We start from the raw sequence: 12,862 nt of genomic DNA on the forward strand, positions 1-12,862 counted from the left end.
GCTTATGAAGATAAATGAAAATATTCATGGGGAGCGGGAACTCGATACAGATCCGGTTACTTCAACGATAACGATAAACAATGACAGATTTAACAGAAGATACATACGCAGTTGCGGGATGTATCTTTTGTTGTTTCTGATATGTATTGGATTTTACATGATAAATATGGCTGTAGAACATGTATATCCGTTTGGCAGCAGAAGCTTTCTGTATCAGGATGCATGTGATCAATATCCCGGTATACTGAAAATTTTCCTTGAATGGCTGCATTCAGGGGATAAAGGTTCATTTATATGGGAACGGGGGCTTGGAATCGATATTGTTCTGAACATGTTCTATTACTGCATGAGCCCGTTTAATATTATAGCCATAGTACTTGGTCCGGATCGTGTTGAATTATCTATGACATTGATGATCGTACTCAAAGCATCATGCCTGGCTCCGGCAGGACTGTTCTTTTTCAGGCATTCAAAGATTCGCAGATTTGCGGAAAAGGGATTGTCAGAGAAATATATAACTGTAATTTCCATGATGTTCGGACTCCTGTATGCGTTAAACAGTTATGTGGTGGTATATAATCATAATGTGCTCTGGCTGGACGGACTGATTCTGCTTCCGTTTATTGCGATTGCAGTTGAGCATCTGGCGGAAGGCAAATGGCAGCTCCGTTATACGTTGTTATTAGCCTGTGCATTTTTGTTTAATTATTATTTTGCATTTTATATTTGCCTGTTTATAGTCTGCTATTTTTTTATGCAGGATTGGAAGAATGCTAAGAATTTATGGTCCGGTGTATGTCGTTTCTTCGGATGGTCGGTTATGGCGGTATCGATTGCGGGAATGGTTGTTCTTCCGTCTCTTTATGCCATTATGAATCTGTCATCCTGTGGAAACGGGGACTATAGTCTTCCATGGTATAGAATCAGTAATCTAGGAATGTTTGTTAATTCATTTTATCCATTGCGACAGATATCGACGGGATATTTGTTCAGTCACAATAATTATTGCGGTATTCTGGTGATTATGTTCTTCCTGCTTTTCTTATTCGGAGCGGGAATCAAATGTAGTTTTAAGCTTCGATATACGGCCGTTATTTTATTCCTGACTATTGGATTGAACATGGTCGGATTAAATTATGTCCTGCATGGCTTTACGATTACGCATGGACTCGGAAATCGTTTTGCATTTATCCTTGTCTTTTTCATTTTGATGGCAGGTTATATCGGAATGCTCAGATTACAGCAGGTAAAGGTATGGCAGATAATCAGTATGTCAGGTATCGGTATTACTATATTCCTTTTGGAGCTGTTCTTAAATAAGGAAGATGCGAATTCCTATTCCTATGCGGCTGTATTGCTCTTTGGTATATCATATCTGATCTTATTGATCTTGTATGTCAGAAAGAGTATTCGTTATACGACCTGCTATGTGTGGATGATAGTATTATTGTGTATAGAGATCTTTGCAAATGCATGGATTCAGATGCCGCAGAAGTATAATGATGAGCGGCTTCAGAGCGAGATATCTGCTTCGGACTGGTTAACGGATTATGAGCAGTTGCAGCTTGCAGAAGGGGAGAGAAAGACTGCATTGGTGTCACAGAACTATATGCCGTATTCAGACGTAAACTGGTATTCATCTGTGGCAAATGGCAGTATAGTAGATGTGTTTACCAGCCTTGGAATATCAAGATATCAGAATATTGAATATACCTATAGAGGGGTAACTCCGATCAGTCGCCAGTTCTTTAATGTACGGTATGTTGTGACTGATGAAACAGGGGTTGCAGGTGGGTATCGTCTGATCGACCGGAAAAATGAGAAGATTGATTTCTACGAAGCGGATAATCTGGCAGGCATGGGATTTTTGATGAGTAAAGATGTTCTTGACTGGAGCGGAACAGCGAAAACGGAAGATACATCGGATGTATTCGAGAAAGGCAGCATGGCAGAGAATCAGAATGAACTGGTAAAGCTTGTGACCGGACATAAGATCACGCAGAATGCCTTTACAAGAATTGATATACCGGAGGATGCAGTAACAAGTGCCGGTATGGATATTACCGGACAGAAGAACGGTGAGTATTCCTATATCAGTACCAATGATGTTTTTTCAGCAATCACGGTGAATCTTACTGCGGAAAAAGACGAAGATCTGTATCTGGAATGTGCGGACACGAAGCCTCAGTGTATCGAAGTAAAGGTGAATGATGAAGTAACAGTGTCTACGAATTACACGGATTCAGCGGATTTTTATCATGTAGGTCAGGTAAAAGAAGGGGATGCTGTACAGATTCGAATGTATGCGATAAGAATTCGTCTTTATACAACGGCAGTTAAAGATCAGGAGGGAACGAAAGCATTTGCGCTGTATTCCTTAGATCAGAATGTAGTGAAAGCATTTGAAGAATATACAGAGTCACATCAAATGACATTTGACGGATGGACCGATAATACTTTAAATGGTCACATAACGACAGAAGAATCCGGTATTTTATATCTGGCGGTTCCGTACAATAAGGGATTTTCGGCAGTTGTTAATGGCAAAAAAGTAGCTCCTGTAAAGATCGGAACCGGCCTGATGGGTGTTCCTGTAGAAGCAGGGGAACATGTGATTACACTGACCTACAATACACCATATCTGATGGCGGGCATATGCCTGTCTGTGATAGGAATATTAATATTGGCAGGATATGTGATGATCAGCAGAAAAAAATCGTCCAATAAATAACGGACACAAATTATCAGCTTATAAGAATGCAGATATTGAAAAACAGATCATAATAAATTCTTATAATAAAAACAGGCAACTTGAGTGCGATCGCGCAGGTCAAGCTTCATAAGGATATTACTGAGATAATTGCGGACGGTTCCTTCCGAGAGAAAGAGCTGCTCCGCAATTTCTTTGTTGTTCAGACCATCTGCAACCAGTCGGATCAGTTCAAATTCCTTTTCCGTAAGATTGTAGGACAGGTAATCAAAACGATCATCAGTCTGTAACAGGGTAGGGATCTTGTTCATGATCTCATTCCCGAAGACAGTTTGACCGTTGTGTACGGCAGTGATCGCAGATGCAACTGTCTCAAAATCCTGTTTTAAGATGTATCCCTTTGCGCCGGTCCGGATGGCTTTGATGATATAGTCATCGTCGGCAAAGGTAGTAAGTAACAGAATCTTTGCGTCAGGGTGTCCGGTGATGATTTCTTTCGCTGCGGTCAGACCATCCATGCCTTCCATACGGATATCCATTAACAGAACATCGGGGCTGTATGTATCGTACAGGAAGATGGCATCGTGGCCATTTGCTCCGGTTGCAAGTACGGTAATGTCTGAGCAGGATTCTAATATGATCTTTAAAGATGCACTGACAAATGCATCATCATCAACAATTATAATATTCATGCAGTTCTATCTCCTTTTTGTGTATATTTTGGAATACTGACAAACAGGCGGAATCCGGATTCGGTTGATATCTGTAAAGTACCGGATAAGGATTGGACTCGTTCTTGGATGTTGGTAAGTCCGATGCCGGGGGAGGTTGTAAGGTGAATGCCTGTTCCGTTGTCACGGATCGTCAACTGATAGAAGCCCGGATGTTCCCGGATCAGAATCGAGAGTTGATCGCCGTTGCTGTGCTTTACGGCATTGGTGATCGCTTCTTTGGCAATGCTGATAAGACAGTATTTGATATCCTTCGGAACAATGTTGCCCATATCATATTCAAATGAAGTATGAAAGCCTGTTATATCATTCAACATATCCTGAATGGCAGCTTTCGTATCAATGGATTCATCGTGAGGGTCGTGGACACTTGATCGTATACTGTTCATGGCGGTATCCAGCGTAGCGCGGAGATAGGAAAGCGGATTTGTAAGGATCGGTTCTTTGTTGATCGTCTGGATCGCACCAACCTGAAGAATGGATCTGGTAAGCATGTGACCGACATTATCATGGATCTCTCTGGCGATACGATTTCTCTCTTTCAGGGTTGCAGTATAGATCCTGTTATCCTGTTCCTTCCGGATCATACGGATTCGTTCCTTTGCCAGAAGTTCGTTTGTCTCCGATGTATCTGTAAGGTGCTTCATCTGTTGATGAAGGGTGGTAAGCGCTGTAGTCAGATATCCGTATAATATGCTGCACAGACAGAGGACACCTATCAGAAGTAAAGTATCCATCGGAAGTTTTGCAGATGCCAGAATGATGGAAAGAACTCCGATGGGTGCAGTAAAACAAACCGGTCGTCTGCTCAGATAGAAGCAGAAAAGCGGAAGAAATACAACAAACTTAAGGCACAGACAGCACAGAATAAATATGCCTACGTGGATCAGTACCGGAGCTGTGGGTGGGAGCCTGTCAGCAATCAGCATTGTGCCAAAAGCAAGTATGATCGCAAGCAGAATATATATTACGCTACGCGTGCATATAGAAAAAGTGTGAATACACATAATACAGCATATTGCAAATATAAGCAGTCGAGTCAGGATTTGCTTCATAACTTCTCCTTGTATGTAGACAGGTCACGCGGGTGTCAGGTAATTGCGTGAACCGGCTTGGATTTATAAGTGACGGTATTAGTATACCTGTTGAGAAATACAGCGTCAATTGACTACGGTTGAAAAACTCCGGATTTTAAAAGAATGTGACAAATGTCATATTACAGATGTGATGATTGGCACTGAACAAAAATTTTGGTATATGGTAGAATGACAGCATAACATGGAACATGTGCGATGAGTTTCAGACGCGATGCCGGAAGAAACAATAGCATCCGAATAGAAAATGAATGAGGAGACAGTTATGGAATATGCGATTGAAGTAAAAGATCTGGTGAAACGATATAAAGATTTTGTAGCATTATCACATTTTGATCTGGAGGTGAGAGAGGGCGAGATCTTCGGTCTGCTTGGACCGAATGGATCGGGCAAGACGACGACGATCAACTGTATCTTGTCACTGCTTACATACGATCAGGGCGATGTCCGCGTATTTGGTAAGAAGATGACATCGACGAGCTACGATCTGAAACGGGAGATCGGTGTTGTAATGCAGAATGTGGCTGTATTTGATGAAATGACGGTATATGAGAATATCGATTATTTCTGTGGGTTGTATATCAGGGATAAAGAGACAAGAAAACAGTATGTAGAGGATGCAATCGCATTTGTCGAGCTTCAGGATTACAAGAAGTTCCTGCCGAAAAAACTGTCAGGAGGACTTCTCAGACGATTAAATATTGCGTGTGGAATCGCACACAAACCGAAGCTGATCTTTTTTGATGAACCGACGGTAGCGGTAGACCCACAGAGCAGGAACAAGATCTTAGAGGGAATTGTCGAGCTGAATAAGAAGGGCGCAACGATCATTTACACTTCTCATTACATGGAAGAGGTAGAACAGATCTGTAGCCGTATATTGATCATGGATAAAGGTCGGAAGGTCGCTCTTGGCACGAAGGAAGAGCTGAAAAAAATGATAAAGAAGACAGAGAGTATCTTCATAGAAGCTCCGGCACTGACAGATGAACAACTGCTGGAGCTGAGACAGCTTCCACATGTGTATGACAGTTCATATCAGGATGGAATGTTGAAGCTGACCTACTCCGGTGGAGATCACAATCTGATCCGGGTTATGGAATATATGAAGGAGCATGCGGTATTATTAGGAAAAGTATATACCGAGCTTCCAAGTCTGAACGATGTGTTCCTTGAGATTACCGGGAAGACACTTCGGGATTAGGAGGGGTGGATATGTTTTGGCATAATTTTAAATATGCAGGTAAAATGCTGATAAAAGGAAAAGATACACTGTTCTGGACGATACTGTTTCCGATCGCATTATTCACATTCATGTACATGGCATTCGGAAATATCATGGAAAAGGATGAGATGTTTAAAGATATCCCGGTCGCAGTTGTGAGGGATGGTAAGAACGATACAGCGCTTATGATGGTGCTGTCTACGCTTTCTATGGACGGCGAGAATAAACGGATCGACATGGAGGTGCTCAACGAGAAAGAAGCACTTCAAAAGTTAAATGATGAAGAAGTGACCGGTGTGATCTATACATCGGATGCGAGCCTGACAGTGAGGCAGAGTGACATCAAGGAGTCGATACTGGAATCAATCCTGAATCAGTATAAGCAGATGGAACAGATGTATCTGAATCTGATGCAGAAGGATCCGGAGGCTGCATCGGAGATCATTCAGAAGGCAGTGCAGAGCGATGCGGTATATTATGAAGAGATTTCCACAACGGACGGATGTCAGAATGAGTATTATAATTATTTCTATGCAGTGCTTGCTATGAGTTGCCTGTTTTCTTCCTTTGCCGGAATCACAAGAATGCATAAGCTGCAGGCAAATGAAAGCGCACTTGGAATGCGTCGTTGTCTGTCACCGAATCCTAAACTTGTGACTGTTCTGGCGGAGTATCTGGCATTACTGCTGGTTCAGTTTGCAGCCGAGGTTATCACTGTAATCTATATGCGGCTGTTCGGTGTACAGTTTGGAACAAAGTATCCGGCTATTTTACTGGTACTCTTTATTGCATGTAATATCGGTATTGCCGGAGGAATGCTGCTTGGTACCTGGTCAAAATGCTCATATGGAGGAAAGATTGGAATTGCGGTAGCGGCCAGCCTGATCTTCTCTTTTATGGCGGATCTGATGGTGCCGGGAATTAAAAACAGTATTGAAGATAAACTTCCGATATTGAACCGGGTTAATCCGGCAGTGCTGGTAACGGACTGCCTTTATGCACTCAATGTATACGATAATTACGACCGTTATTTCAGAAATATCCTGATCTTAACCAGTATGGCTGTCTGCCTGCTTGGAGCGAGTATTCTGGTCTTAAGGAGGAATAAATATGCAAGTGTTTAAATCCTATTTTAAAATCTTAAATAAGAAAAAAGGCTCAATGCTGATGTATATTGGGATCTTTGCAGGCATTATATTTGGATTTATATTGCCGAATTCCGGCAAAACAGAAGATGAATATAAAAGCATGAAGTGTAAATTCGCCTGGTTTGATTATGACCAGACGGCAGAAAGTGAAGAACTGTTTTCGTATCTGGATCATGCACATAAAAATGCTGAATTAAAAACAGATACGACGGAAGCGATGCAGGACAGTCTGTTTAACCGGGATACAGACTGTATCGTCCGCATTAAAAAAGGTTATGCGGATCATCTGGATAAGGAAGATCTGTCCGATTATATCGAGATCGTTGCAATTCCGAACCGGAGCAAGGTGGAACTGTTTGAAGCAGATGTAAATAAATATATCTCTTATCTGAATGCATATTTTGCAGCCGGATATGACCGGGCGGAGGCAGCAGCTCAGGTAAATGAACTGTTTCAGACCAGGACAAACGTAACAATGACAACGGAAGGCCATGGCGGAAAACATAGTACGAGATATACATTTTTCAGTTATCTGGGATGGATACTTGTGGTCATGATGATTGAAGGTGTAAGCCCGGTATTGATCGTGTATGACAAAAAAGAATTAAGAGAACGGATCGCAAACTCGGCATATAAATATTCAAATATGACAAAAGAGATCCTTCTCGGAACGATCGTAACAGGATTTCTTGGATGCGCAATATTTGCGGTTGGAGGGTGCTTTGTATTCAGAAAAGAAATGTTTACGGCGGCAGGACTTGGAAATCTGCTAAATATGGTCTGCTACATGTTTGTAGCCATGGCACTTGCATTTCTTGCAAGTAAGATTGTCCGAAACGAGGAAGGTTTCAGTATGATCGGCAATATAGTGTCCCTTGGTATGGCATTCCTGTCCGGCATCTTTGTTCCGATGGAATTCCTTGGAGCAGGAGTCATCAAGCTGGCTCATTTCCTTCCGGCTTACTGGTACGTCAAAGTCGTTGATCTTCTGGACTATGAGGCAAAGATACCATCGGAAGCATTCGTATATATGGGGATCGAGGTGCTCTTTGCAGCCGCCATCATCACGATCGCAATCGTGATCGACCGTGCCAGAAACCAACGCCTGGTGAGTAGTTAGATGATGAAAGTTTTATAAAAAGGGAAGTGGACATTATCTATTATTCCGCAAGACGCTTTCGCTCTGTTTCTCATGTAGCGGTACTAAAGTTCACCACTCCGTGGTTCACTAAGTACCGACATTCGAAAAGGCTTGCTTCATAATAATAATGTCCACTTCCCTTTTACATAAAACTTTCATCATCTGGAAGCTACATTCCTGTTATGAAGGAAACATATCTGGAAATCGATATATGAAACAAAATGGGAAATAGCATTACTATTATGAAGCAAGCCTTTTTTAACGCCGGTTCTTAGCGAGTCGCCATGGGCGAGGAGCTTAGTGCCGTTGCGTTAAAATAGAGTGCGAACGACTTGCGGAATAATATGTAATGTATTTCCCATTTTATTTCAAAGATTTACGGAAGGAATTTCCTTTATAACAGGAATGTCGCTTCCATTTCAACTATTATTTGTCGTTGTTCTTGTTCTTCTCGTTCATCATTGCGCGGACTTTCATGGACAGACCGAACAGGTTGATGAATCCGGTTGCATCCTTATGGTCATACAGCTCACCGGTAGTGAAGCTTGCAAGACTCTCAGAATACAGAGAATATGGAGAAGTTGTTCCGGCTTTGATGATGTTTCCTTTGTACAGTCTCATCTTAACCTGACCGGTAACTGTCTCCTGTGTCTTTTCAACAAATGCCTGAAGAGCCTCACGGAGAGGGCAGAACCACTTTCCTTCGTATACAAGATCTGCAAACTTGGTTGCTACGAGCTTCTTGTATGCAAGGGTTTCACGATCCAGAGTCAGCTCCTCTAACTGCTTGTGGGCTTCCATCAGAATTGTTCCGCCGGGAGTCTCATAAACACCACGGGACTTCATGCCGACAACACGGTTCTCAACGATATCGATAATACCGATACCATGCTTGCCGCCTAAACGGTTTAATTCACGAATGATATCAGAAACTTTCATCTTTGTACCGTTAATAGCAGTTGGGATACCCTTTTCAAAATCAAGTGTCAGATATTCATCCTCATCCGGTGCCTTTTCAGGGGTAACACCGAGAACCAGAAGATCATCGTAGTTTGGTTCGTTTGCAGGATTCTCCAGTTCCAGACCTTCATGGCTGATGTGCCAGATATTACGGTCACGGCTGTAAGAATGAGCAGCATCAAACGGAAGATTGATACCGTGTGCCTGACAGTATGCAATCTCCGCATCCCGGGAATCCAGCTTCCATTCTGGCTGTCTCCATACAGCGATAACCTTGATGTCAGGAGCAAGAGCCTTAATTGAAAGCTCAAATCTTAACTGGTCATTTCCTTTTCCTGTTGCGCCGTGACAGATCGCAACAGCACCTTCCTTACGAGCAACCTCAACTAATTTCTTAGCGATCAGAGGTCTTGCGAAAGAAGTACCGAGTAAATATTTATTCTCATATACAGCATCTGCCTGAACGGTTGGCATGATGTATTCATCACATAATTCATCAACAACATCCAGAATGTATAACTTGGAAGCTCCTGAATATTTTGCTCTTTCATCCAGTCCTTCCAGCTCACTTTCCTGTCCTACGTCGATGCAGGCGCAGATAACATCGTAATCATAAGTTTCCTTTAACCAAGGGATGATAGCTGTTGTATCAAGGCCGCCTGAGTATGCAAGAACAACTTTGTCTTTTGCCATTTCTAAATCCTCCTTAAAATCCGTCTGTGTGGAATATGTACATTTCTGATATATCATAATTCCATTTGTTGAATAAAGGACATATCGTCCTGTCTGCAAATTAATATATAACGGTAGTGAATATTATGCAAGTGTTTTTTGAATAGAAAAGTGGAAAAAATAAAAAAGAAACAAAATGTAAGAAAACAGAATTTACAATATAGAAGAGGGATAGAAGAAAAAATACGATCATGAAACAAAAAGAATAAAATATGAATATTACATATACAAATATGAATAATATACACACACATTGAATTACAGGAAACATCGGTTTGTATATAATGAATAGAAAGTTGTAACAAATCAGAAAAAAATAGTAGAAATAAGAAAAAATAGGAATAATGTTTGAGTATCTTGTAGAAATGCTATATAATATAATAGACTGTGGATACTGGTTATTATAGACTGTGAATGGGAAATCCTGAAGTTAGAAATCACAGCCAGATATAATAATTCGGGTGAAAGAATGAAAAGTTTTTTGATTAACAGGAGGAATAAGAGATGAAAGGCATTATTTTAGCCGGAGGATCTGGAACAAGGTTATATCCGTTGACAAAAGTAACATCGAAGCAGCTGCTTCCGATTTATGATAAACCGATGATCTATTATCCGATGTCAGTTCTGATGAATGCAGGGATCCGTGATATATTGATCATTTCAACACCGCAGGATACTCCAAGATTTGAGGATCTGTTGGGAGATGGAAGTCAGTTTGGTGTAAATCTTACTTATGCTGTACAGCCTACACCGGATGGACTTGCACAGGCTTTTGTTATTGGTGCGGATTTTATTGGTGATGATACTGTGGCAATGGTTCTCGGTGATAATATTTTTGCAGGCCACGGACTTAAAAAGAGATTACGTGCAGCTGTTCAGAATGCGGAAAACGGTAAGGGTGCAACTGTATTTGGTTATTACGTAGATGATCCGGAGCGGTTTGGAATTGTTGAATTCGACAAAGACGGACGTGCGATCTCGATTGAGGAAAAACCGGAAAAGCCAAAGAGCAATTACTGTGTAACAGGTCTCTATTTTTACGATAATAAAGTTGTTGAATATGCAAAGAATCTGAAACCATCCGCCAGAGGCGAGCTTGAGATCACCGATCTGAACCGTATTTATCTTGAACATCAGCAGTTAAATGTAGAGCTTCTCGGACAGGGATTCACATGGCTGGATACAGGGACACATGAGAGTCTGGTTGATGCCACGAACTTTGTAAAGACGATAGAGCAGCATCAGCATAGAAAGATTGCATGTCTTGAGGAGATTGCATACCTGAATGGATGGATTTCCAGAGAAGAAGTTCTTGAAGTATATGAAGTTTTGAAGAAGAATCAGTATGGACAGTATCTGAAGGATGTATTAGATGGTAAGTATCTGGATGTGCTTGCATAGCTTTTGCAGATAAAAAGATAAAAGATAGATTGAGGAGAAAGATAAAAATGAGTAAAACAATCATAGTAACAGGTGGAGCCGGCTTTATCGGTTCAAATTTTGTATTCCATATGCTTGATAAATATCCGGAATATCGTATCGTATGCTTGGACAAGCTGACATATGCAGGTAATCTGTCAACACTTGAGCCGGTAATGAAGAATCCGAATTTCAGATTCGTTAAAGCGGATATTTGCGACCGAGATGCCGTTTACCGGTTATTTGAGGAAGAAAAGCCGGATATCATTGTGAACTTTGCAGCAGAGAGTCATGTTGACAGAAGTATCGAGAATCCGGATATCTTCTTAAAGACAAATATTATGGGTACGGCAGTGCTTATGGATGCCTGCAGAAAATATGGAATTGAGAGATATCATCAGGTATCCACCGATGAAGTGTATGGAGATCTGCCGCTTGACAGACCTGATCTGTTCTTTACAGAAGAAACACCGATTCATACAAGCTCTCCTTACAGCAGCTCAAAGGCAGCAGCAGATCTTCTGGTATTGGCATACCACAGAACTTACGGATTGCCTGTCAGCATATCCAGATGTTCGAATAACTATGGACCATATCATTTCCCGGAGAAACTGATACCATTAATGATCGCAAATGCATTGAATGACAAGCCTCTTCCCGTATATGGTGAGGGCTTGAATGTGCGTGACTGGTTATATGTAGAAGATCATTGTAAGGCTATCGACCTGATCATTCATAAAGGGCGTGTTGGCGAAGTATACAATGTCGGTGGTCACAATGAGAAACAGAATATTGAGATCGTTAAGATCATCTGTAAAGAACTTGGCAAGCCTGAGTCTCTGATCACACATGTTGGCGATCGTAAAGGACATGATATGCGCTATGCAATCGATCCGACAAAGATCCATAATGAACTTGGATGGCTTCCGGAGACAAAGTTTGAAGATGGAATAAAGAAGACGATCCAGTGGTATCTTGATAACAGAGAATGGTGGGAGACCATTATCTCGGGAGAATACCAGAATTACTATGAGAAGATGTATGGTAATCGTTAATTTGTGGAAAAGAGGTAGAGAAATAAGATGGGACAGATTAAAGTTACAAAAGCACCGATAGAAGGATTGTACATTATTGAACCTGCAGTACATGGAGACAGCAGAGGATATTTTATGGAAACCTATAACCAGAAGGATATGGAGGAAAATGGTCTGAATATGGTATTTGTTCAGGATAATCAAAGTATGTCGACAAAAGGCGTGCTTCGCGGACTCCATTTTCAGAAGGAATTTCCGCAGGGAAAACTAGTACGTGTGATTAAAGGTGCAGTTTATGATGTTGCTGTTGATCTGAGATCAGGAAGCGAAACATATGGAAAATGGTATGGTGTGGAGTTGACAGAAGAGAACAAGAAGCAGTTCTATATCTCGGAAGGCTTCGCTCATGGATTTTTAGTTTTATCGGATACGGCGGAATTTTGTTATAAGGTAACAGATTTCTATCATCCCGGTGATGAGGGCGGTCTGGCATGGAATGATCCTGAAATTGGTATTGAGTGGCCGAAGGTCTTTGGTGAATATCAGGGAAACGCAAGTGCGGAAGGGTATCATCTGGAAGATGGAACCGCGCTCAACCTGAGTGATAAGGACCAGAAATGGCTGGGATTAAAGGAAACATTTAAGTTCTAATAAAGTTTTTAGTTGCA

10 protein-coding genes are annotated in these 12,862 nt (G+C 41.4%); 7 read left to right on the forward strand and 3 right to left on the reverse strand.

The window, feature by feature from the left end; translation table 11 throughout:
- Positions 1-4 precede the first annotated feature (4 nt).
- A complete protein-coding gene (locus DWW43_RS05105; protein ID WP_133302399.1) occupies positions 5-2,731 on the forward strand; it encodes a YfhO family protein in 2,727 nt (908 codons plus the stop codon).
- A 47-nt stretch (positions 2,732-2,778) separates the two neighbouring features.
- Here the strand turns inward: DWW43_RS05105 and DWW43_RS05110 are convergent, their stop codons facing one another.
- A complete protein-coding gene (locus DWW43_RS05110) occupies positions 2,779-3,402 on the reverse strand; it encodes a response regulator transcription factor (RefSeq protein ID WP_119962916.1) in 624 nt (207 codons plus the stop codon).
- Positions 3,399-4,496, reverse strand: coding sequence for a histidine kinase (locus tag DWW43_RS05115; protein WP_119962917.1), 1,098 nt, complete (start codon positions 4,494-4,496; stop codon positions 3,399-3,401). Before DWW43_RS05115 ends, DWW43_RS05110 begins: the two co-directional genes overlap by 4 nt.
- Before the next feature lie 304 nt (positions 4,497-4,800).
- Here DWW43_RS05115 and DWW43_RS05120 point away from each other — a divergent pair, with 304 nt between their 5' ends.
- The 3 genes from DWW43_RS05120 to DWW43_RS05130 are packed head-to-tail and all read left to right on the forward strand — an operon-like array spanning position 4,801 to position 8,028.
- Positions 4,801-5,739 (forward strand): ABC transporter ATP-binding protein, encoded by a 939-nt coding sequence (locus DWW43_RS05120; RefSeq protein WP_243104400.1) that lies wholly within the window; start codon positions 4,801-4,803, stop codon positions 5,737-5,739.
- 11 nt (positions 5,740-5,750) lie between these two features.
- A complete protein-coding gene (locus tag DWW43_RS05125; protein WP_119962919.1) occupies positions 5,751-6,884 on the forward strand; it encodes an ABC transporter permease in 1,134 nt (377 codons plus the stop codon).
- A complete protein-coding gene (locus DWW43_RS05130) occupies positions 6,871-8,028 on the forward strand; it encodes an ABC transporter permease (protein WP_119962920.1) in 1,158 nt (385 codons plus the stop codon). The genes DWW43_RS05125 and DWW43_RS05130 overlap by 14 nt, the downstream gene beginning before the upstream one ends.
- Positions 8,029-8,475: 447 nt before the next feature.
- Here DWW43_RS05130 and DWW43_RS05135 read toward each other — a convergent pair whose 3' ends face one another.
- On the reverse strand, positions 8,476-9,702 hold the full coding sequence (locus DWW43_RS05135; protein WP_117785164.1) for an argininosuccinate synthase: 1,227 nt from the start codon (positions 9,700-9,702) through the stop codon (positions 8,476-8,478).
- Between the two features lie 543 nt (positions 9,703-10,245).
- On the opposite strand from DWW43_RS05135, the gene rfbA reads away from it, so the two are divergent.
- Genes rfbA through rfbC form a run of 3 tightly spaced genes read left to right on the forward strand, consistent with a single transcriptional unit; the run spans position 10,246 to position 12,845 of the window.
- Positions 10,246-11,142 carry a glucose-1-phosphate thymidylyltransferase RfbA gene (rfbA, locus tag DWW43_RS05140; protein ID WP_008401266.1) on the forward strand — a complete coding sequence of 299 codons (897 nt, stop codon included), beginning with the start codon at positions 10,246-10,248 and terminating at the stop codon, positions 11,140-11,142.
- 47 nt (positions 11,143-11,189) lie between these two features.
- The gene (rfbB, locus tag DWW43_RS05145; RefSeq protein WP_119962921.1) at positions 11,190-12,215 is read left to right on the forward strand and encodes a dTDP-glucose 4,6-dehydratase; all 1,026 of its coding nucleotides are present in this window, start codon (positions 11,190-11,192) and stop codon (positions 12,213-12,215) included.
- Between the two features lie 27 nt (positions 12,216-12,242).
- Positions 12,243-12,845 carry a dTDP-4-dehydrorhamnose 3,5-epimerase gene (gene rfbC / locus DWW43_RS05150; RefSeq protein WP_008401268.1) on the forward strand — a complete coding sequence of 201 codons (603 nt, stop codon included), beginning with the start codon at positions 12,243-12,245 and terminating at the stop codon, positions 12,843-12,845.
- Positions 12,846-12,862 lie beyond the last annotated feature (17 nt).

Origin of the sequence: Clostridium sp. AF15-41 (assembly GCF_003604095.1) — a bacterium.
Lineage (GTDB): Bacteria > Bacillota > Clostridia > Lachnospirales > Lachnospiraceae > Coprococcus.

Coding starts and splice junctions, on each gene's coding strand:
- rfbC (WP_008401268.1), top strand. CDS start 12,243: ATGGGACAGATTAAAGTTACAAAAGCACCGATAGAAGGATTGTACATT.
- rfbA (WP_008401266.1), top strand. CDS start 10,246: ATGAAAGGCATTATTTTAGCCGGAGGATCTGGAACAAGGTTATATCCG.
- DWW43_RS05105 (WP_133302399.1), top strand. CDS start 5: ATGAAGATAAATGAAAATATTCATGGGGAGCGGGAACTCGATACAGAT.
- DWW43_RS05130 (WP_119962920.1), top strand. CDS start 6,871: ATGCAAGTGTTTAAATCCTATTTTAAAATCTTAAATAAGAAAAAAGGC.
- DWW43_RS05110 (WP_119962916.1), bottom strand. CDS start 3,402: ATGAATATTATAATTGTTGATGATGATGCATTTGTCAGTGCATCTTTA.
- DWW43_RS05120 (WP_243104400.1), top strand. CDS start 4,801: ATGGAATATGCGATTGAAGTAAAAGATCTGGTGAAACGATATAAAGAT.
- DWW43_RS05135 (WP_117785164.1), bottom strand. CDS start 9,702: ATGGCAAAAGACAAAGTTGTTCTTGCATACTCAGGCGGCCTTGATACA.
- DWW43_RS05115 (WP_119962917.1), bottom strand. CDS start 4,496: ATGAAGCAAATCCTGACTCGACTGCTTATATTTGCAATATGCTGTATT.
- DWW43_RS05125 (WP_119962919.1), top strand. CDS start 5,751: ATGTTTTGGCATAATTTTAAATATGCAGGTAAAATGCTGATAAAAGGA.
- rfbB (WP_119962921.1), top strand. CDS start 11,190: ATGAGTAAAACAATCATAGTAACAGGTGGAGCCGGCTTTATCGGTTCA.